This window comes from Bacillus sp. GM2 (assembly GCF_056155945.1).
Map to the genome: position 1 here is coordinate 927501 of NZ_JBRKSZ010000008.1, position 23493 is coordinate 950993.

At 46.9% G+C, this 23493-nt stretch carries 21 protein-coding genes, 3 tRNA genes, 2 rRNA genes, 1 other RNA gene and 1 other annotated feature (1 of these 28 cut by a window edge); of the genes, 9 read left to right on the forward strand and 18 right to left on the reverse strand.

Going from position 1 to position 23493, the window contains the following annotated elements:
- The 7 genes from ACVC9U_RS19415 to tadA form a co-directional block, all read right to left on the reverse strand.
- Nucleotides 1-163, reverse strand: the 5' portion of a protein-coding gene (locus tag ACVC9U_RS19415) for a pro-sigmaK processing inhibitor BofA family protein (protein ID WP_075752707.1). 104 nt of this gene lie to the left of the window's left edge; 163 of the gene's 267 nt are visible here — the first part of the coding sequence; the start codon lies at nt 161-163; its stop codon lies off the left edge, out of view.
- 64 nt (nt 164-227) lie between these two features.
- On the reverse strand, nt 228-452 hold the full coding sequence (locus tag ACVC9U_RS19420; RefSeq protein WP_035337520.1) for a YaaL family protein: 225 nt from the start codon (nt 450-452) through the stop codon (nt 228-230).
- Between the two features lie 20 nt (nt 453-472).
- The gene (gene recR, locus ACVC9U_RS19425) at nt 473-1069 is read right to left on the reverse strand and encodes a recombination protein RecR (protein ID WP_003178140.1); all 597 of its coding nucleotides are present in this window, start codon (nt 1067-1069) and stop codon (nt 473-475) included.
- Between the two features lie 13 nt (nt 1070-1082).
- Nucleotides 1083-1406, reverse strand: coding sequence for a YbaB/EbfC family nucleoid-associated protein (locus ACVC9U_RS19430; protein ID WP_023856408.1), 324 nt, complete (start codon nt 1404-1406; stop codon nt 1083-1085).
- Between the two features lie 26 nt (nt 1407-1432).
- A complete protein-coding gene (gene dnaX, locus ACVC9U_RS19435; protein ID WP_003178135.1) occupies nt 1433-3133 on the reverse strand; it encodes a DNA polymerase III subunit gamma/tau in 1701 nt (566 codons plus the stop codon).
- 129 nt (nt 3134-3262) lie between these two features.
- Nucleotides 3263-3528, reverse strand: an RNA gene (gene ffs / locus ACVC9U_RS19440) — signal recognition particle sRNA large type.
- Nucleotides 3529-3618: 90 nt separating this feature from the next.
- Nucleotides 3619-4101 carry a tRNA adenosine(34) deaminase TadA gene (gene tadA / locus ACVC9U_RS19445; protein ID WP_009330054.1) on the reverse strand — a complete coding sequence of 161 codons (483 nt, stop codon included), beginning with the start codon at nt 4099-4101 and terminating at the stop codon, nt 3619-3621.
- An 82-nt stretch (nt 4102-4183) separates the two neighbouring features.
- Here tadA and ACVC9U_RS19450 point away from each other — a divergent pair, with 82 nt between their 5' ends.
- The 4 genes from ACVC9U_RS19450 to ACVC9U_RS19465 all read left to right on the forward strand — a co-directional run bounded on the left by ACVC9U_RS19450 (nt 4184) and on the right by ACVC9U_RS19465 (nt 7437).
- On the forward strand, nt 4184-4732 hold the full coding sequence (locus tag ACVC9U_RS19450) for a cysteine hydrolase family protein (RefSeq protein WP_025805850.1): 549 nt from the start codon (nt 4184-4186) through the stop codon (nt 4730-4732).
- Nucleotides 4733-4769: 37 nt separating this feature from the next.
- Nucleotides 4770-6089: a glycoside hydrolase family 18 protein gene (locus ACVC9U_RS19455; RefSeq protein ID WP_003178129.1), complete on the forward strand. Its 1320-nt coding sequence runs from the start codon at nt 4770-4772 to the stop codon at nt 6087-6089.
- An 86-nt stretch (nt 6090-6175) separates the two neighbouring features.
- Complete coding sequence (locus tag ACVC9U_RS19460) at nt 6176-6799, forward strand: deoxynucleoside kinase (RefSeq protein WP_441391399.1); 624 nt, start codon at nt 6176-6178, stop codon at nt 6797-6799.
- Nucleotides 6796-7437, forward strand: coding sequence for a deoxynucleoside kinase (locus ACVC9U_RS19465; protein WP_075752695.1), 642 nt, complete (start codon nt 6796-6798; stop codon nt 7435-7437). The genes ACVC9U_RS19460 and ACVC9U_RS19465 overlap by 4 nt, the downstream gene beginning before the upstream one ends.
- A gap of 361 nt (nt 7438-7798) precedes the next feature.
- Here the strand turns inward: ACVC9U_RS19465 and comI are convergent, their stop codons facing one another.
- Both comI and ACVC9U_RS19475 read right to left on the reverse strand, forming a co-directional pair.
- On the reverse strand, nt 7799-7894 hold the full coding sequence (comI, locus tag ACVC9U_RS19470) for a competence inhibitor ComI (RefSeq protein WP_222427441.1): 96 nt from the start codon (nt 7892-7894) through the stop codon (nt 7799-7801).
- A gap of 274 nt (nt 7895-8168) precedes the next feature.
- Nucleotides 8169-8261 (reverse strand) — tRNA-Ser (locus ACVC9U_RS19475).
- A 120-nt stretch (nt 8262-8381) separates the two neighbouring features.
- Here ACVC9U_RS19475 and ACVC9U_RS19480 point away from each other — a divergent pair.
- The 4 genes from ACVC9U_RS19480 to ACVC9U_RS19495 all read left to right on the forward strand — a co-directional run bounded on the left by ACVC9U_RS19480 (nt 8382) and on the right by ACVC9U_RS19495 (nt 12465).
- Nucleotides 8382-8813: an SMI1/KNR4 family protein gene (locus ACVC9U_RS19480; protein ID WP_339327597.1), complete on the forward strand. Its 432-nt coding sequence runs from the start codon at nt 8382-8384 to the stop codon at nt 8811-8813.
- A gap of 29 nt (nt 8814-8842) precedes the next feature.
- Nucleotides 8843-9961, forward strand: coding sequence for a CdaR family transcriptional regulator (locus tag ACVC9U_RS19485; RefSeq protein WP_441391400.1), 1119 nt, complete (start codon nt 8843-8845; stop codon nt 9959-9961).
- Nucleotides 9962-10050: 89 nt separating this feature from the next.
- Nucleotides 10051-11319, forward strand: coding sequence for a GntP family permease (locus tag ACVC9U_RS19490; protein WP_075752689.1), 1269 nt, complete (start codon nt 10051-10053; stop codon nt 11317-11319).
- Nucleotides 11320-11334: 15 nt separating this feature from the next.
- Nucleotides 11335-12465 (forward strand): glycerate kinase, encoded by a 1131-nt coding sequence (locus tag ACVC9U_RS19495; protein WP_075752688.1) that lies wholly within the window; start codon nt 11335-11337, stop codon nt 12463-12465.
- 228 nt (nt 12466-12693) lie between these two features.
- On the opposite strand, the gene serS is transcribed toward ACVC9U_RS19495, so the two are convergent.
- The 5 genes from serS to guaB all read right to left on the reverse strand — a co-directional run bounded on the left by serS (nt 12694) and on the right by guaB (nt 18929).
- Nucleotides 12694-13971, reverse strand: a complete 1278-nt coding sequence (gene serS, locus ACVC9U_RS19500; RefSeq protein ID WP_026579009.1) for a serine--tRNA ligase — start codon at nt 13969-13971, stop codon at nt 12694-12696.
- Nucleotides 13972-14028: 57 nt separating this feature from the next.
- Nucleotides 14029-14248 (reverse strand) — a binding site (T-box leader).
- 51 nt (nt 14249-14299) lie between these two features.
- A complete protein-coding gene (gene pdxT, locus ACVC9U_RS19505) occupies nt 14300-14890 on the reverse strand; it encodes a pyridoxal 5'-phosphate synthase glutaminase subunit PdxT (protein ID WP_441391401.1) in 591 nt (196 codons plus the stop codon).
- A gap of 21 nt (nt 14891-14911) precedes the next feature.
- A complete protein-coding gene (gene pdxS, locus ACVC9U_RS19510) occupies nt 14912-15796 on the reverse strand; it encodes a pyridoxal 5'-phosphate synthase lyase subunit PdxS (RefSeq protein ID WP_020449771.1) in 885 nt (294 codons plus the stop codon).
- Nucleotides 15797-15982: 186 nt separating this feature from the next.
- Complete coding sequence (locus ACVC9U_RS19515) at nt 15983-17278, reverse strand: D-alanyl-D-alanine carboxypeptidase family protein (RefSeq protein ID WP_391509453.1); 1296 nt, start codon at nt 17276-17278, stop codon at nt 15983-15985.
- 184 nt (nt 17279-17462) lie between these two features.
- On the reverse strand, nt 17463-18929 hold the full coding sequence (gene guaB / locus ACVC9U_RS19520; RefSeq protein WP_075752680.1) for an IMP dehydrogenase: 1467 nt from the start codon (nt 18927-18929) through the stop codon (nt 17463-17465).
- A gap of 121 nt (nt 18930-19050) precedes the next feature.
- Here guaB and ACVC9U_RS19525 point away from each other — a divergent pair, with 121 nt between their 5' ends.
- Entirely contained in the window at nt 19051-20028 is a 978-nt protein-coding gene (locus ACVC9U_RS19525) for a YaaC family protein (RefSeq protein WP_075752678.1), read from the forward strand.
- A 16-nt stretch (nt 20029-20044) separates the two neighbouring features.
- On the opposite strand, the gene rrf is transcribed toward ACVC9U_RS19525, so the two are convergent.
- The 4 genes from rrf to ACVC9U_RS19545 all read right to left on the reverse strand — a co-directional run bounded on the left by rrf (nt 20045) and on the right by ACVC9U_RS19545 (nt 23468).
- Nucleotides 20045-20160, reverse strand: a 5S ribosomal RNA gene (gene rrf, locus ACVC9U_RS19530).
- 133 nt (nt 20161-20293) lie between these two features.
- Nucleotides 20294-23223 (reverse strand): 23S ribosomal RNA (locus ACVC9U_RS19535).
- Between the two features lie 81 nt (nt 23224-23304).
- A tRNA-Ala gene (locus ACVC9U_RS19540) sits at nt 23305-23380 on the reverse strand.
- A gap of 11 nt (nt 23381-23391) precedes the next feature.
- Nucleotides 23392-23468, reverse strand: a tRNA-Ile gene (locus ACVC9U_RS19545).
- Between the last annotated feature and the right edge of the window lie 25 nt (nt 23469-23493).

Here is a 23493-nt window from a genome sequence, read left to right on the forward strand (position 1 = left end):
CCACGCTCTCGCCAAACAGATTCACACAGAACAAAAACAAAGCGCCGACTATAAATCTAACCGCTATTCTTCCAATTAATCGCAAAGGTTTAAATGATGCTTTTGAAAAAAACAACAGGGCAACCAAAGCGACAATTGCCCCGATAAAGATAACAGATCCCATGAATTCCATCACTCCTCGCTCGTTCTTGTACAAGCATATGATGGGAATCATGCGAATAGACCTGCTACTTCCAGCTGCCGATCCTTAAATTTCTTTTTTTTGCTTCCCGCAAATAAAAAAAGTACTTTGCCTCGGCAACCTTTAATTCGTAAAGAACTTCTGGCGAAGGCTCAAGACTGTTTTCAATCAGCCGCTTTTGCCTGTTCCATTCTTCCTTTTGATGGATCAGCTGTTCAATCAGCTTGTTATCAAATTCTTTTCTAAGCTTCTTTTTCCGAAGAAAACCCATGGTAATGCAATCTCCTCCCTCTACATTTCACGTCTGCCTTCAAGCGCTTTAGAAAGAGTGACTTCATCTGCATACTCCAAATCGCCTCCGACCGGAAGTCCATGGGCAATTCGTGACAGCTTGATACCAGACGGCTTTAAAAGCCTTGAAATGTACATGGCCGTTGCTTCTCCTTCTATATTCGGGTTTGTCGCGAGAATGACTTCAGTCACTTGATCATCCTGCAACCGTTTCAGCAATTCGGGTATTTTAATATCTTCCGGACCGATGCCGTCCATCGGAGAAATCGCTCCATGCAAAACATGGTACAGCCCGTTGTACTCCTTCATTTTCTCCATAGCAATGACATCTTTCGGATCCTGAACAACACATATGACCGATTTGTCTCTTCTCGTATCTTCACAAATATAGCAGGGATCTTGATCTGTTATATGTCCGCAAACCGAGCAATATGTCAAATTGCGCTTTGCGTTTACCAATGCTTTTGCAAAATCTAACACGACGTCTTCTTTCATACTAAGAACAAAAAAAGCCAGACGGACCGCCGTCTTGGGTCCGATTCCTGGCAATTTCATAAAGCTGTCAATCAGCTTTGATATTGGTTCAGGATACTGCATTCTTATTTTCCTCCTAGAATAAACCCGGCATGTTCATTCCTTTTGTAAACTTACCCATCGTTTCATTTGTTACATCGTCGACTTTTTTCAAAGCATCGTTTGTCGCTGCAAGAACAAGATCTTGAAGCATTTCAACATCTTCAGGGTCTACGACTTCCTCTTTGATGATGACGTCGATGACTTCTTTTTGGCCGTTTACCTTAACAGTCACCATTCCGCCACCCGCAGTACCTTCGAGTACTTTTTCTGCCAGTTCCTCCTGCGCCTTTTGCATATCCTTTTGCATTTTTTGCATTTGCTTCATCATTTTCTGCATGTTACCCATTCCACCGCGCATACTCAAATCCACTCTCTTTCATGTTTTTATTCTTTAATTTCAATCAGTTCCGCTCCGAACAGTTTTTTAGCTTCTGCTACGAGCGGATCTTCTTCTTTCGGTTCGTTTGCTTCAGAATCTTCCGGCTGGTGATCCTGCAAAAATTCTTCTCTTATTTTACCCCATTGGGCTTCGGGAACGCCAACTATATCTATCCTTCCGCCGAGCATTCCGTCCAAAATTTGTTCCAGATTTGTCCTGACTCCGTTGTTGTCTTCAGCTACCATTTTACAGTGAATTTCGTATTTGAATGCGAGGACAAATGCTTTTGAAGATGCAGCCACCGGTTCGCTGTCATTTAAAAGGGCCGCATGTGATACTTTATTCTGCTGTTTCAGCTGGGCAAGCAATTGTCCCCAACAGCCCTTTAATTTTTCGAGATCCGGTCTTGTGGCATCCTTTAATATTTCATGAATGCGGCCGACAGGCGCTTTATACGCGCTTTTTATGCTTTTTTGCGGACGGGACGCTTCTTTAGCCTGGGCGGGAGCAGAAGAGACCTGCACACCTTGTGTTTTAAGCCTCTCAATCTCCTGTTCAAGCTGCCGAACCTTGTTGACGAGATTGTCCACTTCCGGCTGGGCGGCCGCGGATGCCCCTGCTTTTGGTCCCTGGCAGAGCTTCACAACCGCAACTTCAAAGAAGATACGCGGATGATTCGTCCATTTCATTTCCTGATGGCTTTTATTTAATATATCGATCATTTCGTAAAGGTCTGATGCGGGAATTTGCCGGGATAGGGTTTGGAACTCTTCGTCCACCTTCACCTTTTCAAGAACGCCTTCTAAATCGGGCGCCGTTTGATAAAGAAGCATATCCCTGAAGTAGAAAATCATATCCTCGATTAATTTTGCCGGATCTTTCCCCTGCTGAAGGAGTTCGTTCAATGTTTCCAAAGCACCGGAAACATTTTTTTCGTGAAGGGTTGAGGCGAGCTTTCCAATATAGTGCTGTGAAACGGCGCCTGTTATCAGCAGCGCATCATCCACCGTCAGCTCTTCTCCGCTGAATGATACGGCCTGATCGAGCAGGCTCAACGCATCCCTCATGCCGCCGTCCGCGGCACTGGCGATGATGTCTAAGGCTCCGTCCTGCACCTTGAACTGTTCAGCTTCGACGATTTTTTTCATTCGTCCGACAATTGCCTGCGAGGTAATCCTCTTAAAATCAAATCGCTGACATCTAGAAATAATCGTTAAAGGAATTTTATGAGGCTCTGTTGTTGCGAGAATAAAGATACAATGCTCCGGCGGCTCTTCAAGCGTTTTTAGAAGGGCGTTGAATGCGCCGATAGAAAGCATATGTACTTCATCTATGATATATACTTTATACGTGACGGCAGACGGGGCAAATTTCACCTTGTCGCGGATGTCGCGTATTTCATCTACACCGTTGTTAGAAGCGGCGTCAATTTCGATCACATCTGAAATCGAACCGTTTGTAATGCCTTTGCACGCGGAGCATTCGTTACACGGTTCACTGACCGGAGCGCGCTCACAGTTGACAGCTTTGGCAAACAGTTTTGCGGCGCTTGTTTTTCCCGTTCCCCTCGGTCCGGAAAACAGATAAGCGTGCGAAAATTTCTTTTGTAAAAGGGCATTTTGCAACGTTTTCGTGATGTGCTCCTGACCGACTACATCTTCAAACAACTGCGGCCTGAACACTCTATATAAAGCCTGGTAACTCACAAACACGCCCTCCTCTTGTTTTCATCATTTCCATTATACATGATGCGGCTTTCAAATCCAAAAGCTCTTCTTAAGAAAAAAACTCATCTATATTCAAATAGATGAGTTCTTAATTTGATGATTGATTTACCGTGCACCTTCTGTCGATTCGCTACCCTAAGCGTTACTTAAGCAGTTAGCTCAGCCCAGGCAACCCTGCGGCACATGGAAGGTTCCACTTAATGCTGCTTCCTTCCGGACCTGACATGGTTCATGGATTCCCATTGCGCAGGACCCAAGCGTCAACACCACTTGCTTAAGGCAGACCTTAAAGTAAACGAACCTCGAGAAAGGGATTCGGCCTCGCTCGAGCGGATTGCGAGTACAGGGCACCGCTACCTCCCCGCTTAGCACGGCAAAATAAATATCAAATTATTTAAGCTGCGTCTTGATGTGACGCACTCATTAGTATAACTTGTTTCATCCTAAATTGCAAATTTCCGTCATCACAGCTCGCTTTGCTTTTCTGCTTTCTTTTTCGCGCGGAGCTTTCTGAAAAAATCGCTCAGCATCCTGCCGCATTCTTCTTCCATTACGCCGCTCACGACTTCAGCCTGATGATTGAATCTCTCCTCCTGCAGGAGATTCATCAAAGTCCCTGCACAGCCGCCTTTCGGATCAGACGCTCCGAACACCACTTTGTCGATTCTGGAAAGAACGGCCGCTCCGGCACACATCGGACATGGCTCAAGGGTAACGTAAAGAACAGCTCTCTCCAGCCGCCAGGTCCCCAGCTTCCGGCATGCCTCTTCAATGACGAGCATCTCCGCGTGGGCAACCGACCTTTGCTCGGTTTCCCTCAGATTATGGGCGCGGGCGATAATTTCCCCATCCAGAACGAGTACAGCACCAATCGGCACTTCGCCTTTTTCTTCGGCTTTTCTCGCTTCATTGACCGCTTCTTTCATATAAAACTCGTCTTGTGTCATCCGCATGCACTCTTTCAATGTTTTTCGCCAAACTGAATAGGCTAACTTATAGTTAAAGGAATATAAAATCCGAAAGGAGACAATCGCATTGTCCAATTCAGCTCTCATTATAGTCGACATCATTAATGATTTTCAATTCGATATGGGTGACGTTCTTTCCAAAAAGACCAGAAATATCACCGAGCATCTTCTGGCATTAAAAGAACACGCAGCCAAAATGAAATGGCCTATCATATACATTAATGACCATTTTGGAATTTGGCAAGCGGATATTGCTGCCATTATCAAGAAATGCAAAAACGGCAGGAGCGAATATATCATCGACCGGCTTGCACCGAATGACAGCGATTATTTTTTAATCAAACCAAAGCACTCAGCCTTTTACGGCACTGCTCTTGAAACATTGCTGCATGAACTTCATGTCGATCATTTGATCATCACTGGGATCGCAGGCAATATCTGCGTATTATTTACGGCAAACGATGCTTATATGCGGGAGTACGAGATTACGATTCCGCGCGATTGCATCGCCTCAAACAATGAAAAAGACAACAAATACGCCTTGACGATGATGGAAAATGTTCTGTTCGCCAATATCACGACGGCTAAGGCGATTACCTCCGAAACTTAGAGCATGAAACACTTCCTTTCATCATATAGTGGTAGCAATGAGAAAGGAGGCGTTTCCCATTCAGATTTATGTCGTGAAAAGAGGCGATACCCTTTACCAAATCGCGAATCGTTACCGAACAACAGTTAATGAAATTGTCGCGACGAATGAAATTCCGAACCCGAATCGGCTTGTTGTCGGACAAACCATCGTGATCCCGATCGCCGGCGAGTTTTATGAGGTCAGACAGGGAGATACATTAGCATCAATCGGAGCACGCTTTAATATTTCTCCGGCTGAACTGGCGAGGATCAACCGCATTCAGGTTAGCGCCGTTTTACCGGTCGGACTGCTGCTTTACATCCCCCCTCGGCCAAGACGGAACATTGAAACAAACGCCTATATCGAACCTCGGGGAGAAAGCGTAAGCCCCGCTTTGCAGCAGGCGGCAAGAGAGGCTTCGCCATACTTGACCTATCTGGGCGCTTTCAGCTTCCAGGCGAAGCGGGACGGCACACTCGAAGAACCGCCGCTGAACAACTTAAAAGAAATTGCCGACAGACATCGGACTACGATGATGATGATTGTCACCAATCTCGAAAATGAAGCTTTCAGCGACGAACTCGGCAGGATCATTCTGACGGACCAGAATGTAAAAAACAGATTGCTCGATAACATCGTTGCAGCGGCCAGAAGATACGGTTTTAAAGACATCCATTTTGACTTCGAATACTTAAGGCCCGAAGATAGAGAAGCCTATAATCAGTTTTTACGGGATGCCCGGGCCCGCTTCAGGCAGGAAGGCTGGCTCATCTCAACCGCGCTTGCTCCGAAAACGAGAGCGGATCAGCCCGGACAATGGTATGAAGCCCATGATTACCGGGCCCACGGCGAAATTGTCGATTTCGTCGTGCTGATGACATATGAGTGGGGCTACAGCGGAGGGCCCCCGATGGCGGTATCGCCGATCGGGCCCGTCCGGGACGTGATCGAATACGCACTCACGGAAATGCCCGCCAGCAAAATCGTCATGGGACAGAACTTGTACGGCTATGACTGGACGCTCCCCTATACGCCAGGCGGACCGCTGGCCAGAGCAATCAGCCCCCAGCGGGCGATTGAGATCGCGAGCGAGAACAATGCGGCGATACAGTACGATGAAACAGCTCAGGCTCCAAACTTCCGCTATACGGACAATGCCGGCAAACAGCATGAAGTATGGTTTGAAGACGCCCGCTCGATTCAGGCAAAGTTTGATCTGATTAGGGAATTGAATTTAAGGGGAATCAGCTATTGGAAGCTCGGCCTGTCCTTCCCGCAAAACTGGCTCTTGATAGCCGATCAATTTAATGTTGTGAAAGAGACGTTCCCAAGTTAAAGGAACGTTTTTTTTCATGGCAGCGGATGATGATGTGATACAATATGTATGGTTCACAAATGAATTTCTTTAGTAGGAGGACACCTATGAACACAGCCCCTTTCATCGCTGTCGAAGGCCCCATCGGCGCGGGAAAAACAACCTTGGCCAGCATGCTCTCCGAAAAGCTCTCACTCTCTTTGGTCAAAGAAATCGTCGAAGAAAACCCTTTTCTTGATAAATTTTATGATGAAAAAGATGAATGGAGCTTTCAGCTTGAGATGTTTTTCCTCTGCAATCGCTATAAGCAGCTTGAAGATACCGAAAAAAAGTATTTGCAACATCACATACCTGTTGTTTCGGACTATCATATTTATAAAAACCTCATTTTTGCCGAACGGACGCTGGAAGGCAAAAAACTTGAGAAATACAGAAAAATTTATCAGCTGCTTACAGAAGATCTGCCGAAACCGAACGTCATCATTTACATAAAAGCAAGCCTTCCGACGTTATTGGAACGGATCAAAAAACGCGGACGGCCGTTTGAACAGGAAATGGACAAGCAATATCTGGAACAGCTCATCAATGATTATGAGGCTGCCATTAAGCAATTTAAAGAATCCGATCCGCCAATGCCCGTTATTGAAATTAACGGAGACCAGGAAGACTTCGTGATCTCCGAAGCCGTTTTCAATCGAATTGCCGATCAAGTAAAGGAGTATATAGAATGAGTGTATATGCTATTCCGAAAGATGCTATCATTACTGTTGCCGGAACGGTAGGAGTGGGGAAATCCACATTGACAAAAGAGCTTGCAAAAAGACTCGGATTTAAAACTTCTCTTGAAGAGGTTGTGAACAACCCTTATTTGGAGGCTTTTTACCAAGACTTTGAACGCTGGAGCTTTCACCTGCAAATTTTCTTCTTGGCGGAACGCTTCAAAGAGCAAAAATACATTTACGAATCGGGCGGCGGATTTGTTCAAGACCGTTCAATTTATGAAGATACAGGCATTTTCGCCAAAATGCACGCGGATAAAGGCACGATGTCAAAAGTCGATTATAAGACGTATACGAGCCTGTTTGAAGCGATGGTCATGACGCCTTACTTCCCCCGCCCCGACGTTTTAGTCTATTTGGAGGGCGATTTGGAATCGATTCTCAACCGCATCAAAAAACGCGGACGAGAAATGGAAATGTTAACCGACAGATCGTATTGGGAGGAAATGTACACAAGGTACGAAAACTGGATCAGCGGCTTTAACGCCTGTCCGGTTGTCAGAGTCAATATTGATGAATACGATCTGTTCAACAACTCTGCCTCCCTCGATCCAATCATTGAAAAAATCAGTGAAGCTATTCAAAGATAAGTTTTGTTTGAAATCACAAAGCCGACTGCAAATAAGAAGATCCTTCGGAAAGAAGTAAATTCAGATCTTATAATTTGACGGAGCTGGTTACCGCAGACAGAATGTTCCCTTAAAAAGGCATTTTCTGTGGACAAGGCCTGTATGTTGTTCTACAATGATAATATATAGCCGTATACTTCGGTACACAAATAAAGGCACATATGAATATAATTAATCCTATAAGAGTAAACTGTAAATACAAAAAGATCGAAGATGCTGGAACATCTCCGATCGGCAATAGAATAGCTCCTGTAAGGGAGTCGGCTTTTTCTAAGTCTAACTTATGAGTAGGAACGCCTTGATGTGACGGTCAGGGGCGTTCTTACTTTTTTTTCGTGAAATTATAGGCTAATGACAGGATTCCTACAATAAGAATCCCAAAAGAAAGCATCAATTGAATTGCACTTTCTACAGCCATATTCTCACCCCCTCTCTTCCAAGCATGGAGGTGAGCCGAACGCCCCTACAAAAAGCCGATCTATCGCTTATTTTTACTTTATAGGAACTTTCCGGAAAACTCAAGACCACTGTCTTTTTCAAAATTTGATTGGAGATATTTTTTGATACCGCTCCCCAGGTTATCCATTCATAGCACAATGTTTTAAAACACAAAAAAACCGCTGCCCTATCCAGGCAGCGGCAACACAATCTCCAATTTATGCTTAGTCAATCACTAAAATGCAAATCAATAATGGCGGAGGAAGAGGGATTCGAACCCCCGCGGGCTTTGACACCCCTGTCGGTTTTCAAGACCGATCCCTTCAGCCAGACTTGGGTATTCCTCCGTATCGACAAGAATTAATATAACATGTCCTATCTTTTTAAGTCAAGGGATTTTTTCATAAAAAATTTATTTTATTGTTCACGCTTCTCATTATATGCAAAAATAATGAGAAACGCAAAGGGTGATAGCATTGTGGAAACATTTTATAGACCGCTTGCCTCAAGATTACACGCTGAACAGACCGATTGAAACAGAGGAGCTTCAGAGAGCAGAAGAACTCCTCGGTGTCTCTTTTCCAGATGAACTGGTCAGTCTTTTAAAAAAGACAGACGGTATCAATGATACATTCGGGGATCATCTCATTTGGCCTGCATACAGAATGATAGAAGAGAATCGAGACATGAGAAGCACCGGCTGTTTTAAGCCGTTCGATTGTCTGTTATTTATTGCAGGTGCGGGCAATGGCGATTTATTTGCTTATTCGATTTTAAACGGCTCTATACGGAAAAATGATATTTATGTTTGGAATCATATAGACGACAGCCGAAGATGGGTCGCATCTTCTTTAAAACCATTCATAAAAGGCTGGATCGACGGAACAATCACCATTTAAAACAAGTTCTTAGGCAGGAGCATGATGAAATGAATTATCTATCAAAAGAATTGGCGGAGGAAATTGTCGACAGAACCATGTCGATTATTCGGCACAACATTAATATGATGGATGAAAACGGGGTTATCATCGCCTCAGGAGACCGCTCGAGAATCGGTGATGAACACGCCGGAGCGAAGGACGCACTTGCAGCTGAAAGGGTTATCAGCATCACGCCCGAAGAATGCTCGGCTTTAACGGGAACAAAGCCCGGCGTAAACCTTCCCATCGTATTTCATGATGAAATAATCGGCGTTATTGGAATCACGGGGCCGCCTTCTGAAGTCAGCCGATATGGTGAACTTGTTAAAATGGCGGCAGAGCTAACTGTCGAACAGGCATTTTTAACAAAACAGCTGACATGGGATCAAAGGCTTCGGGAAGAAACGGTCATCCAAATGATTCAGGGAGCCGACCTAGCATCCCTTGACTTCCTTGAACGTGCGGAGCGATTGAATATACCGCTAGACGGCCAGCGTACTTGCCTTGTGTTTGAGCTGCCATCCGCTGATATGAAGCCGGCATTTATTAAAAAACTTGAAAAACATTTAACCGCGAAAGATTTGTACGCCAATATTTCATTAAAAGAGATCGCAGTTATTCTGGCAGGCGCCCCCACTAAAAGCAGGTCCGAACTCTTTTCATCTTGGAACGGCTGGCTCAGCCAATGGAAAACGGTCAGAGGCGCGCTTGGCGAGCAGGCGGATCAGCTTCAGCAGCTGCCATTTTCCTATCAAAGTGCAAAACAAACGCTCAAGATTGCGAAAAACAGCTCTAGTTTATACGACTATCGAGAGTTTGCGATCCCCGTTCTGTTATCAAAAATAGAGCGTCCAAATCAGGAGATTCATTTTCAAAACATCTGGGATCGCCTTTCCCAAGCAGATCAAAACGGCGAATTAACCCATACCCTCCTCTGCTACATAGAAGAAAACGGCGAAATCGGGGAAACTTCATCAAGACTCTTTATTCACCGCAATTCATTAAACTACCGGCTCAGAAAGGTTGAAATAGCGACAGGATGCAATCCAAAACGGTTTGATGACCTATTCAAACTGTATACAGCCATTACGCTTTTTTCGCCATTTTGTGCAAATGAACAATTTTAATATAGGATAAAGGAACGAAATCCGTATACCTGACCAATTCTCCCTTGTACAGAAAGCGTTTACAATTGGACGTAAGGGAGGGTATGCAGATGGATATTCAAATCAATGCAATAGGCGCCTTATGCGCATTAGCCATATCAATCTTTCTCATTCTGAAAAAAGTCCCGCCGGCTTACGGCATGATGATCGGCGCATTGGCCGGAGGCTTAGTCGGCGGCGCAGATTTAATAGAGACGACGGATTTGATGATAGCGGGTGCTAAAAACATGATTCCTGCTGTGCTCCGCATCTTGGCAGCAGGCGTGCTCGCCGGCGTTCTGATTCAATCCGGCTCCGCAGCGGTGATTGCGGAAACCATTGTCAATAAAATTGGAGAAAAAAGGGCGCTGCTTGCTTTAACATTGGCGACAGCCATCTTAACAACGGTCGGCGTATTCGTCGATGTCGCCGTCATCACAGTCGCACCGATCGCCCTTGCGATTGCGAGGCGGACCTTTATCAGCAAAGCGGCCATTCTGTTGGCGATGATCGGCGGAGGAAAAGCGGGCAATATCATGTCGCCAAACCCTAATGCCATTGCTGCTTCAGATGCCTTTCACGTCCCTTTGACATCCGTGATGGCCGCCGGGATCATCCCTGCTATATTCGGACTGGGCGCCACTTATTTACTAGCAAAACGCCTTTCAAATAAAGGAACAGGAGTAGCTGAAAATGAGATTGAAACCCAAACGGCTCAACAACTGCCGGCATTTTGGGCGGCGATCAGCGGTCCGGTGGTCTCCATCCTGTTGCTCGCCTTAAGGCCCGCGGCAGGAATTACGATTGATCCAATTATCGCTTTGCCGGCGGGAGGCCTCGTCACTGCGATTGCATCGGGACAAGCGGGCAAACTGAAGGATTTTGCCGCTTCAGGATTGTCGAAGATGTCAGGCGTTGCCGTGATGCTGATCGGGACTGGAACGCTTGCGGGAATCATCGCCAACTCCCAACTCAATTCTTTCATTACCGACACCCTTGTCGGCTTGGGTCTGCCGTCGTTTCTCTTAGCTCCCATTTCCGGCATGCTGATGTCGATGGCAACCGCCTCGACAACCGCCGGCACAGCTGTCGCCAGCAGCGTATTCGGCCCGACATTGCTTGATCTTGGCGTCGCCGGCCTCGCAGGTGCGGCAATGATTCACGCCGGAGCAACGGTGCTCGATCACCTGCCTCACGGAAGCTTTTTTCATACGACGGGAGGCAGCGTCTTCATGGCCATGAAAGAACGTTTAAAGCTGATTCCATATGAGTCGGTCATCGGCTTAATCCTAACCATTATCTCAACTTTGATTTTTGGAATTTTTCAATTCTTTATTTAAAAAGGAGCAGGTACCATGAAAATCGTAATCGCACCTGATTCATTTAAAGAAAGCATGACATCGCTTGAGGCGGCTAGAAGCATTGAAAAAGGCTTTAAAGCGGTTCTGCCTGACGCCGAATACGTCAACATTCCGGTTGCCGATGGAGGCGAAGGAACCGTTCAGGCTTTGGTTGACGCGACCGGAGGAGATATCGAACAGCAAACGGTCACAGGCCCTCTCGGGAAGCCGGTAAAGGCGGCTTACGGCCTGCTTGGCGACGGAAAAACGGCTGTCATCGAAATGGCTGAAGCGTCAGGCCTTCACCTCGTGCCCTCTGAACAGCGGAATCCCCTGTTAACGACAACGAGAGGAACCGGAGAACTGATTCTCGATGCTGCGGAAAAAGGGGTGTCCAACATCATCATCGGACTCGGCGGAAGCGCGACAAATGACGGCGGAGCGGGAATGGCTGCAGCACTGGGCGTGAAGTTTCTAAACCGCGATGGAGAAGAGATTGAAAATGGGGGCGGTGCATTAGCTGAGATTGCCAAGATCGATGTGAGCGGCCTCAATCCTCAATTAAAGCATATCCACTTTGAAGCCGCCTGTGATGTCGATAATCCTCTTACGGGACCTCGCGGAGCCTCCGCCGTATTTGGGCCGCAAAAAGGGGCGAACAGTGAAATGACTGCCCTTTTGGATCAAAACTTAAAACATTATGCTGCTGCAGTCAAAGCAGAGCTGGGGTGCGAAATCGATTCAATTCCGGGAGCAGGAGCGGCCGGAGGATTGGGAGCAGGCCTGTGTGCCTTTTTAAAAGCGGAATTAAAAAGCGGAGTTGACATTGTTTTAGATACTTTGTCTTTTTCCGAACGTATTAAAGGAGCTGATCTTGTAATTACAGGCGAAGGAAAAATAGACGGCCAAACGGTCAGCGGAAAAACGCCGGCCGGCGTCGCAAAACGCGCCCGCAGCGAGAATATTCCCGTTATTGCATTTGCCGGATCGCTCGGTGAAGGCTGTGAGCTTGTTTATGATATCGGCATTTCCGCTCTCTTTTCGATCGTGCCAGGGATCAGCTCCTTGGAGAACGCCCTTGCCGATGGAAGTTCAAATCTTACGCGCTGTGCCCGAAATGTAGCCGCTGTCTGGTCACTCGCATAAAAAAAGCGCGCCTCTTGGCGCGCAGCAGATTGTTGACAAAATCGCAAAATGGCTTTTTGTTTTGCGATTTTGTCATTCCTTCAGCGTGATTGAAAACCCTTGCAGTCTAGGAAGGCCGAGCATCGGAGCGGAGCGAATGTTGTAATTCGTGAGCACCGACGCGCAGGCCTGACAACGAATGCGAGGGTTTCTCGACACGCTGAAGCGCGCCTCTTGGCGCGCACTTTTTTATGGTTGAATAACGTCTCTGTTCCCCATGTATGGACGAAGCGCTTTAGGAATGATGACGCTCCCGTCCTCCTGCTGGTAATTTTCCAATAATGCGGCAACCGTTCTGCCGACTGCCAAGCCGGAGCCGTTTAACGTATGGACATGCTCAGGCTTTCCTTTTGCTTCCCTTCTGAATCTGATATTCGCCCGTCTGGCCTGGAAAGCTTCAAAGTTACTGCAAGATGAAATTTCGCGATATGTGTTTTGGCTTGGAATCCATACTTCGATATCGTATTTTTTCGCGGCCGTAAACCCTAGATCGCCCGTACACATGCTCATCACACGATAAGGAAGCTCAAGCAGCTGAAGAACTTTCTCCGCTTGATTTGTCAGCTTTTCAAGCTCTTCATATGAATCCTCAGGTTTCACAAATTTCACCAGTTCAACCTTGTTAAATTGGTGCTGGCGGATCAAACCGCGCGTATCACGGCCGGCTGATCCTGCTTCTGAACGGAAGCACGCACTGAACGCCGCATAATTGATCGGCAGCTCGTCAGCTGACAAAATTTCATCGCGATGCAGGTTCGTAATTGGCACTTCCGCCGTCGGAATTAAGAAATAATCTTCTTCCCTGATTTTAAAGGCATCTTCCTCAAATTTCGGCAGCTGTCCGGTGCCTGTCATGCTTGCGCGGTTCACCATGTACGGCGGGATGACTTCCGTATAGCCGTACTCGTCTACGTGAAGATCAAGCATAAAGTTATACAAAGCCCGTTCAAGTCTGGCGCCGAGCCCTTTATAGAAAACGAAACGGCTTCCCGTAACCTTGCCGGCCCGCTCAAAATCAAGAATATCCAATTGATCGGCAATATCCCAATGAGGCTTCGGCTCAAATGAAAACCCGGGGAGTTCGCCCCATTTGCGAACTTCCACGTTGTCGTCTTCAGTCTCTCCGACCGGAACAGACTCATGGGGGATATTCGGGATAGACAGCATGATTTTATCAAGTGAAGATTCGACCGTTCTCAGCTCTTCATCAAGCTTTTTAATGTCTTCACCGACTTCGCGCATTTCTTTAATGAGGTGGTCAGCATCTTTTTTCTCGCGCTTTAAAGCGGCAACCTGCTGAGATACCTCATTGCGCTTTCCTTTCAGCTCTTCCACTTTGACGATCAATTCTCTTCTCTTTGTATCCAATTCCTCAAATTGATCAAAATCTGATAAATCTTCTCCCCTGTGGGCAAGCTTTTGTTTGATTTCTTCCAAATTTGCCCGCAGCAGTTTGATATCAAGCATCTGCCTCGCTCCTTTTATACTGATTTGACCGAAAAAAAGAGCCCTTGTCCCCTAAATATAAGGGACGAGAGCTCTCGCGTTGCCACCCTGATTGAAAACAGGCATCTTCCTCCTGTTTTCCGCTTCGTTTTGATAACGGTTCTCCCGTAAATGCCTACTTTGACTGTTCAGCATTTCGCTCAAGGATGGATTCGGACAGCATCTTTCACCGATTCGCACCAACCATCGGCTCTCTTGGAAAGAGGGGCTTCCTACTGCTTCCTATCAACGCTTTTCGATCTATATTGTCTTATAAATGTACTACAAGTTTTAACAGCTTTCAACCGTTTTATACGACGGCTTCCTGTTTATACTTTTCCGCCATCTCGACAAATAATTTCGTCATTCTGTGGTCATCCGTCAGCTCAGGGTGGAAAGAACAGCCAAGCAGATTTCCTTGTTTAGCAGCGACGATTCTACCGTTGTGCTCCGAAAGCACTTCCACATCTGCGCCCGCTTCCAAAATGTGCGGAGCGCGGATAAATACGCCTGTGAACGGTTCGTCAAGCCCTTTAACGGTTAAGTCCGCTTCAAAGCTGTCCACTTGTCTTCCAAAGGAATTTCGTTCGACCGTTACATCCAGAACCCCAAGATGGGCACCGTTAGCTCCGGCGATATTCTTCGCCAGGATAATCAGCCCAGCACAGGTTCCAAATACCGGCTTTCCGGATGCGGCAAATTCCTGAAGAGGCTTCATAAACTGATACGTATCGATGAGGCGCCTCATCGTCGTGCTTTCTCCTCCCGGCAAAATCAAACCGTCGATTTCCTTTAACTCTTCCGGCCACTTAATGACTTTTCCGGCTGCTCCGCATGCTTCAATTGAGAGAATATGTTCTCTTACTGCTCCCTGAAGTCCAAGTACACCAATTGTCAGCATGTCAATCCGTCTCCTTCGTGTTTACCAGCCGCGCTCTTGCATACGCTGTTCTGGCAGCAGATTTGAGATTTCAATCCCTTTCATCGCAGTTCCAAGCTCTTTTGAAAGCTCGGCAATCAGTTTGTAATCCGTGTAATGCGTCGTCGCTTCAACGATTGCTTTCGCGAATTTAGCAGGGTTGTCGGATTTAAAAATACCGGACCCTACGAATACGCCGTCAGCGCCAAGCTGCATCATTAAAGCAGCATCAGCAGGTGTTGCCACACCGCCGGCAGCAAAGTTTACAACAGGAAGGCGTCCTTCGGCTTTAATTTCCTTCAGCAGCTCATACGGAGCGCCGAGGTTTTTCGCTTCTGTCATCAGTTCGTCATCGCTCATGCCGACTACTTTACGCACTTGAGCATTCACCTTTCTCATATGACGGACAGCTTCCACAATATTGCCCGTACCAGGTTCGCCTTTCGTACGAAGCATTGAAGCTCCTTCAGCGATCCGGCGCGTCGCTTCTCCGAGGTCGCGGCATCCGCATACAAATGGAACGGTAAATTCGTTTTTATTTAAATGAAATTCTTCATCCGCAGGAGTCAAAACTTCACTTTCATCAATATAGTCAACGCCGAGCGCTTCAAGAACACGCGCTTCAACGATATGCCCGATGCGCGCTTTCGCCATAACCGGGATTGAAACAGCGTTCATCACTTCTTCGACAATTGTCGGATCTGCCATGCGGGCAACTCCGCCTGCCGCACGGATATCAGCCGGAACGCGTTCCAGCGCCATGACTGCGACGGCTCCTGCTTCTTCTGCGATTTTTGCTTGTTCGGCATTGACAACGTCCATAATGACGCCGCCTTTCTGCATTTCTGCCATACCGCGTTTTACGCGATCAGTACCTGTTTGAGCCATTTCAAGGATCCCCCTAATCAAAGATTGAATTGTCAGATTTAATCCTATTGTATCCTATAATTCCACAAATTCATATGAAAAACACGAAGATTATTTCTATTTTAATAACAAATCGTTAGGATTGTAAATGGTAATTCTATCTGAATATGACAATAAAGAGCCCTATCAGATAGAGCCCTTTATTGATTAGAACCAGCCGGTTACCATTTCAACAATGCTGTTCCAAATACCGGCAAAAAAGCCGCCGATGCTTCTCATCGTTAAAATAAACCAGTTTGCTTTCTCATCTTCTTCTTTTGTCACGAGGTTTACACCTGATACATCGCTGCCGAGAAATCCGTAGTCCTTTTCTTCTCCCTTATAGGAGGCCGTCAAGGTACCGACTTTCTCACCTTTTTTTACAGGTGCGGTCAGCTCGTCTTTGTTCAGCGTCACTTTCGCCTTGTAATTCTTTTCTTCACCGTTCTTCACAGGCATTGAAAAAGCTTTTTCCGTGACGATGCCGACTTCAGTTTCTTTCCCTTTGTCGACTGTGACCGTTTCGTTGCCTTTCACTTGTGCGCCTTTTGCGTAAAACTCTTTCATGGTGAAGTTATCAAATGCATAATCAAGCATTTTTTTCGTTTCTTTAAATCGTCCCGTATGAAGGTCGCCTTTCGCATTCATAACGACAGAAATCACTCTCATGCCGTTTCTTTCGGCAGTAGCCGTAAAGCATGATCCGGCAGAGTCCGTTGAGCCGGTTTTCAGCCCGTCCACACCTTCATATTGCTGAACTAGGCCTTTCAGCATAAAGTTCCAGTTCGGCATATCCATTTCATCGTCTGTGCCTTTTCTGAACTTCGTTTTGGCAATGCTCGCCGTATCGAGAATTTCAGGATAATCGCTTACTAAATGATCGGCAAGGAGCGCCATGTCTCTCGCAGACACTTCATTTTCTTCATTGGCATTTGTTCCGCTCGGATGTTTGCCGTGAAGATCCTTGTTTTCCAAACCTGTAGCATTCACAAATTTGAAATCTTTCATTCCAAGCTCTTTGGCTTTTTTATTCATTAACTCTACAAACTTTGATTCAGAACCGGCAACGATTTCAGAAAGTGCAATAGCCGCCGCGTTTGCAGAGTAAATTGCAGTCGCCTGATAAAGCTCTTTTACAGTGTATGATCCGTCTTTACGAAGAGGAACATTCGATAATGAACGATCTTGGGAAATCTCGTATACATAATCGTCAGGCGTGTACTTCTGATCCCATTTCACTTTGCCTTCGTGAATCGCTTCCAACAGAAGATACTCCGTCATCATTTTGGCCATGCTGGCAACAGGAAGACGCTGATCGGCATTTTTGCTGTACAAAATTTTTCCCGATGAAGCTTCCACCAGGATTGCTGCTTTCGCGTCTACATTAATTGGATCATTTGCGGCTTTTGCTGTCGACATAGGAGAAAATGCACCTACAGTCACGGCAAAAGCAACGATCAACATGATCAGCTGCTTTATTCTCTTGCTTTTCAAATCGTGATACCTCCGCTTTTCATCAGACTAATAATCTATATCAAAGCCTTTTAAGACATTTTTCAAACACAACATTATAAATTTTATCATAAGGAAGCAAAAAAAAATAGACAGAGTATCACTCTGTCTACGGTTTAATTTTTGTCATATTTGATTAAGAAATGGTATAGTTAGGCGATTCTTTGGTAATTTGTACATCGTGAGGATGGCTTTCCCGCAGGCCTGCACCTGTCATGCGGATGAACTGCGCATCTTCCCTCAGTGCGTGCAAATCTTTTGTTCCGCAGTAGCCCATGCCGGATTTCAAGCCGCCGACAAGCTGATAAACTGTGTCAGCAACCGGACCTTTATAAGGCGTACGGCCTTCAATGCCCTCCGGAACGAATTTTTTGTTTTCCTCTTGGAAGTAGCGGTCTTTGCTTCCTTTTTCCATTGCAGCCACTGAACCCATACCGCGGTAAATTTTAAAGCGTCTGCCTTGGTAGATTTCAGTCTCGCCTGGGCTTTCGGATGTTCCGGCAAGAAGGCTTCCAAGCATGACGGCATGGCCGCCGGCAGCTAAGGCTTTGACAATATCTCCGGAAAACTTGATGCCTCCGTCTGCAATAATTGCAGCACCGTGTTTTCTTGCTTCAGTCGCACAATCGTAAATCGCTGTCACTTGCGGAACACCGACACCGGCCACTACGCGGGTTGTACAAATAGAACCCGGTCCGATACCGACTTTAACTACATTTGCTCCCGCTTCGATAAGCGCTTTTGTTCCTTCGGCAGTTGCGACGTTGCCGGCAATGATATTTAATTCAGGATAAGTGTCGCGGATTTTCTTAACGGTATCCAATACACCTTGTGAATGGCCGTGCGCGGTATCAACGACGATCACATCGACATTGGCTTCCACAAGCTTTCTGACGCGTGTCATTGTGTCGCCTGTTACACCTACCGCTGCTCCAACCAATAGGCGCCCGTGAACATCTTTCGCTGAATTCGGGAATTCGATTACTTTTTCAATGTCTTTAATCGTAATAAGCCCTTTTAAAACACCTTGATCATCTAAAAGAGGGAGTTTTTCGATCTTGTATTTTTGAAGAATTTTTTCTGCTTCATCCAGGGTTGTACCAACAGGAGCCGTAACAAGCTCTTCTTTTGTCATAACATCGCTGATTTTCATGGAGTAATCAGAAATAAATCGCAGATCACGATTTGTGATAATTCCAACCAGCTTCTGATCCTCTTCATTGTCAACAATCGGAACACCGGAGATTCTGTATTTGCCCATCAAATGCTCTGCATCAAAAACTTGGTGCTCTGGCGTCAGGAAAAACGGATTTGTAATGACGCCCCGCTCTGAACGTTTGACTTTGTCAACCTGCTCAGCCTGCTGTTCAATCGACATGTTTTTGTGGATAATGCCCAGTCCGCCCTGCCGTGCCATCGCGATGGCCATTTGAGTTTCTGTCACTGTATCCATGCCTGCACTAATAATTGGAACATTCAGCTTAAGAGACGGTGTAAGCTCAACCGATAAATCCACGTCGCGCGGAAGTACCTCCGATTTGGCCGGAACGAGCAATACATCATCAAATGTTAAGCCTTCTTTCGAAAATTTGCTTTCCCACATTAGTAAATCCCCCTCTTTTCGGCAAAATATTATATGTAGATTATCAACTTGAATACCCACTGTCAAGAAAGCGGGAAACAGTTGTAATTTTTAGAAAATAACCATAAGGGAAGTGGAGTACATGCAAGATAAAGGATGGAAGGATTTAAAGCTGTTTTATTCGATCGAAACAGCCCAGCATTTTCTTGAAATGGTATATAAAAATCAAGGAATGGAAGATGCCAAAAAAAATTCTTATAAAAACGGAGAGCGGTTTATTTTTTTTCTTAAGCATGCAGAAGCTTTTTACAAGCAAGCCAAAATCGCTACGATGGAAATCAAACCGATTTTATTATTTTACGGCATGGCACAGCTATTGAAAGCCTGCCTGTTAACGACAGATCCTTCCTATCCCAGCCATACTTCAGTGCTTGCTCATGGCGTGACCACAAGAAAACGAAAAAAACAAAATTACCGCTTTTATGAAGACGAAGTGAAAATCCAAAGGAACGGCTTATGTATGCACGTCATCAGATCCCTTTTCCAATTATCCGGATTGGAAGATGAACGATTCAATATGAAGCAGCTTTTGGCGAAAATTCCGGAGATCAATAAAGTGCTGGCATTTCAAAGAAAACCAAATCCAATTGTAAAAGCAGCCGTCGAAGACCGGCTTATTCGGCTGCCTGAAGAGACACCCAATGCTTACAATATGTCATCAAAGCGTTTCATCGAACATATCGAATACCATTTAAACTGGTCTTTCTGCCGTGAGGAAAAAGAGGGAATCGTTTTTTCTGCCGATCATAAAGAATGCCGTCCCAGCACTTCGACCACTTTGCTTTATGATTTGGAGCAAGACGGATATTATTTCCCGGCTGAACGGGATCATTTTTTAAAGCTACCGGAAATATTGGCACATTACTTGGTTGCATACAATTTAAGCATGATTGCCAGGTATGAAACTGAATGGTGGTATGACCTTCTTCTTCAAAGTGCTAGCGATGATTATGTCATCATCCAGCAGTTTTTACATATAGTCGAGTCAAAGTTCCCCTATTATATCGCTGAACTGCTTCTTCAAAAAAAAGAAAACAACAAAAAAGACCAGCTTATATAAGCTGGTCTTTTCAAGTGCTTGGCGGCGTCCTACTCTCACAGGGGGAATCCCCCAACTACCATCGGCGCTGAAGAGCTTAACTTCCGTGTTCGGCATGGGAACGGGTGTGACCTCTTCGCTATCGCCACCAAACTATTTGCCTTCAGGACGAAGGTACTGGGCGTTCCTCACAGGATGTGAGGGCTTTTAGCCGAGTTTCCTTGCCTTTGGCTGTTGAGAGGTGTTCTCTCAAAACTAGATAACGGTCAGACGATTCACAAACATTTAGGTTAAGTCCTCGATCGATTAGTATCTGTCAGCTCCATGTGTCGCCACACTTCCACCTCAGACCTATCAACCTGATCATCTTTCAGGGATCTTACTTCCTTGCGGAATGGGAAATCTCATCTTGAGGGGGGCTTCATGCTTAGATGCTTTCAGCACTTATCCCGTCCGCACATAGCTACCCAGCGATGCCCTTGGCAGAACAACTGGTACACCAGCGGTGCGTCCATCCCGGTCCTCTCGTACTAAGGACAGCTCCTCTCAAATTTCCTGCGCCCGCGACGGATAGGGACCGAACTGTCTCACGACGTTCTGAACCCAGCTCGCGTACCGCTTTAATGGGCGAACAGCCCAACCCTTGGGACCGACTACAGCCCCAGGATGCGATGAGCCGACATCGAGGTGCCAAACCTCCCCGTCGATGTGGACTCTTGGGGGAGATAAGCCTGTTATCCCCGGGGTAGCTTTTATCCGTTGAGCGATGGCCCTTCCATGCGGAACCACCGGATCACTAAGCCCGACTTTCGTCCCTGCTCGACTTGTAGGTCTCGCAGTCAAGCTCCCTTGTGCCTTTACACTCTGCGAATGATTTCCAACCATTCTGAGGGAACCTTTGGGCGCCTCCGTTACCTTTTAGGAGGCGACCGCCCCAGTCAAACTGCCCACCTGACACTGTCTCCCTGCCCGATAAGGGCAGCGGGTTAGAAGGTCAATACAGCCAGGGTAGTATCCCACCGATGCCTCCACCGAAGCTGGCGCTCCGGTTTCCAAGGCTCCTACCTATCCTGTACAAGCTGTACCAACATTCAATATCAGGCTGCAGTAAAGCTCCACGGGGTCTTTCCGTCCTGTCGCGGGTAACCTGCATCTTCACAGGTACTATAATTTCACCGAGTCTCTCGTTGAGACAGTGCCCAGATCGTTGCGCCTTTCGTGCGGGTCGGAACTTACCCGACAAGGAATTTCGCTACCTTAGGACCGTTATAGTTACGGCCGCCGTTTACTGGGGCTTCAATTCGCACCTTCGCTTACGCTAAGCGCTCCTCTTAACCTTCCAGCACCGGGCAGGCGTCAGCCCCTATACTTCGCCTTACGGCTTCGCAGAGACCTGTGTTTTTGCTAAACAGTCGCCTGGGCCTATTCACTGCGGCTCTCTCGGGCTTGCACCCTAACAGAGCACCCCTTCTCCCGAAGTTACGGGGTCATTTTGCCGAGTTCCTTAACGAGAGTTCTCTCGATCACCTTAGGATTCTCTCCTCGCCTACCTGTGTCGGTTTGCGGTACGGGCACCTCTCACCTCGCTAGAGGCTTTTCTTGGCAGTGTGGAATCAGGAACTTCGCTACTATATTTCGCTCGCCATCACAGCTCAGCCTTATGGGAAACGGATTTGCCTATTTCCCAGCCTAACTGCTTGGACGCGGATATCCAATACCGCGCTTACCCTATCCTCCTGCGTCCCCCCATTGCTCAAATGGTGAGGAGGTGGTACAGGAATATCAACCTGTTGTCCATCGCCTACGCCTTTCGGCCTCGGCTTAGGTCCCGACTAACCCTGAGCGGACGAGCCTTCCTCAGGAAACCTTAGGCATTCGGTGGAGGGGATTCTCACCCCTCTTTCGCTACTCATACCGGCATTCTCACTTCTAAGCGCTCCACGAGTCCTTCCGGTCTCGCTTCACAGCCCTTAGAACGCTCTCCTACCACTGTTCGTAAGAACAGTCCGCAGCTTCGGTGATACGTTTAGCCCCGGTACATTTTCGGCGCAGAGTCACTCGACCAGTGAGCTATTACGCACTCTTTAAATGGTGGCTGCTTCTAAGCCAACATCCTGGTTGTCTAAGCAACTCCACATCCTTTTCCACTTAACGTATACTTTGGGACCTTAGCTGGCGGTCTGGGCTGTTTCCCTTTCGACTACGGATCTTATCACTCGCAGTCTGACTCCCAAGGATAAGTCTTTGGCATTCGGAGTTTGACTGAATTCGGTAACCCGGTAGGGGCCCCTAGTCCAATCAGTGCTCTACCTCCAAGACTCTTACCTTGAGGCTAGCCCTAAAGCTATTTCGGAGAGAACCAGCTATCTCCAGGTTCGATTGGCATTTCACCCCTACCCACACCTCATCCCCGCACTTTTCAACGTGCGTGGGTTCGGGCCTCCATTCAGTGTTACCTGAACTTCACCCTGGACATGGGTAGATCACCTGGTTTCGGGTCTACGACCACGTACTCATGCGCCCTATTCAGACTCGCTTTCGCTGCGGCTCCGTCTTTTCAAACTTAACCTTGCACGGGATCGTAACTCGCCGGTTCATTCTACAAAAGGCACGCCATCACCCGTTAACGGGCTCTGACTACTTGTAGGCACACGGTTTCAGGATCTCTTTCACTCCCCTTCCGGGGTGCTTTTCACCTTTCCCTCACGGTACTGGTTCACTATCGGTCACTAGGGAGTATTTAGCCTTGGGAGATGGTCCTCCCGGATTCCGACGGAATTTCACGTGTTCCGCCGTACTCAGGATCCACTCAGGAGAGAACGAAGTTTTGACTACAGGGCTGTTACCTCCTATGGCGGGCCTTTCCAGACCTCTTCATCTACCTCGTTCTTTTGTAACTCCGTACAGAGTGTCCTACAACCCCAAGAGGCTTGCCTCTTGGTTTGGGCTGTTCCCGTTTCGCTCGCCGCTACTCAGGGAATCGCATTTGCTTTCTCTTCCTCCGGGTACTTAGATGTTTCAGTTCCCCGGGTCTGCCTTCTCATATCCTATGAATTCAGATACGGATACTGCTCCATTACGAGCAGTGGGTTTCCCCATTCGGAAATCTCCGGATCAAAGCTTGCTTACAGCTCCCCGAAGCATATCGGTGTTCGTCCCGTCCTTCATCGGCTCCTAGTGCCAAGGCATCCACCGTGCGCCCTTTCTAACTTAACCGTTAAAAAGAATCACTACGTGATATCTTGCATTACTAATTGAATGTGATGTCTACTGTTATCTAGTTTTCAAAGAACACGTTGGTGGAGCCTAGCGGGATCGAACCGCTGACCTCCTGCGTGCAAAGCAGGCGCTCTCCCAGCTGAGCTAAGGCCCCGTATATAAAGATGGTGGGCCTGAGTGGACTCGAACCACCGACCTCACGCTTATCAGGCGTGCGCTCTAACCAGCTGAGCTACAGGCCCATCTTTTGATTCATTTGAAGGAAGT